The sequence below is a fragment of the Paenibacillus sp. OT2-17 genome (assembly GCF_009827695.1).
GTDB classification, from domain to species: Bacteria; Bacillota; Bacilli; order Paenibacillales; family Paenibacillaceae; genus Paenibacillus; species Paenibacillus polymyxa_B.
In genome coordinates this window covers 1-732 of record NZ_WUDQ01000983.1, presented here as the reverse complement: position 1 = coordinate 732, position 732 = coordinate 1, and the positions used below count along the sequence as shown (strand labels likewise).

Sequence of the window (732 nt, the reverse complement as noted above, 5' to 3'; positions counted from 1 at the left end):
GGGTGAAAATTACAATCAGCTAGCAGGCTATCATATGGAGATGGTGCACGCGCCGGAAGATGATCCGGATATCGAGCTGGAAACTGCATATGATATTCATGTTTTGGCCACTATGGCGATTTTGACTGCTACCGATCGAGAGCAGCACCCCAGCTTGCTGATGAAGTAGAGAAGTGGTGCTGCATGCAAGACTATTGGCTATTTAGTTTTGTTTTGGATATGAATGAATTACATTCGGAGAACTTTTCTTGAGCGTGCTTTTAATTTGTCTACATTGTGGGATCGACCCCCTCTGCCTACGCCACCCCGTTAAGTGCTTTGAAATGTCTGCTTGAAGGCGATACCAGGCTGGACAAGAGGGGAGCGCTTTATTTATACTTAAAAAGCGCTTAAAAAACAGCGTATAATATAAATTATACGCTGTTTAGGTTTAAAACGACTTTTAGAATCCCTCCTGCATAAGATGTCGATTGGATTGTCGATAAAAATCAGACGAAAATGATCGTTTTACAGTATATTTCGGAATATGAACTGAATTGGAGGCGAACGGGATGAAAAAAGAGTTACGACATGTGGGGCTCGATACAACTGAAGAAACTGATGAAATATATACTGAGGAGCTGGAAGCTTTTTTGATCTGGATGAAGGATGCGGGATATACGATACATACGCAAAAAAATTATATGGGGGATGTAAAGCAATTTTTACGCACGTTGCGTGAAAAACCACTCG

Annotated in this window: 1 pseudogene; it reads left to right on the top strand. The window is 41.5% G+C overall.

Going from position 1 to position 732, the window contains the following annotated elements:
• Positions 1–551: 551 nt before the first annotated feature.
• Positions 552–732: pseudogene (locus GRP75_RS28605) on the top strand (tyrosine-type recombinase/integrase); the annotation flags it as partial.